Source organism: Ruminococcus sp. OM06-36AC (assembly GCF_003438725.1).
Classification (GTDB): domain Bacteria; phylum Bacillota; class Clostridia; order Oscillospirales; family Ruminococcaceae; genus Ruminococcus_C; species Ruminococcus_C callidus.
Genome location: NZ_QSTT01000085.1, coordinates 1 through 506 on the forward strand (window position 1 = coordinate 1; position 506 = coordinate 506).

A 506-nucleotide genomic window follows, 5' to 3' on the forward strand; every position below is an offset into this window, starting at 1 on the left:
TATGATATCAGGACAGCAAAAGATATTGAGGATGCTCTCAGAGATCTGATGGGCGGCACGATACAGGAAATGCTTGAGGCAGAGCTGGATGAACACTTAGGGTATCGTTCGTATGAACGCTCGGACAGCTCCAATTACCGCAACGGAAAGAAAACAAAGAAGATACGTGGAAATTTAGGCGAAACTGAGATCGAAGTACCGCAGGATCGAGACGGAACATTTGAGCCAAAGGTGGTAAAAAAGCGTCAAAAGGACATCTCCGGCATTGAGCAGAAGATAATTTCTCTGTACGCAAAGGGTATGACAACTCGTCAGATAAGCGATACCATCGAGGAAATCTACGGCTTTGAAGTCAGCGACGGAATGGTATCTGACATCACAGACAGGCTTCTTCCACAGATAGAAGATTGGCAGAATCGTCCGCTTGATGCGGCGTATCCGATCGTTTTTATTGATGCAGTACACTTTTCAGTGCGTGATAACGGGCAGATCAGGAAGCTGGCTGC

1 protein-coding gene is annotated in these 506 nt (G+C 46.6%); it reads left to right on the forward strand.

Annotated features, from left to right (window positions below; translation table 11 throughout):
• The coding region (locus DXB92_RS13290) for a transposase (protein ID WP_181977102.1) at positions 1-506 on the forward strand (506 nt) is incomplete at both ends.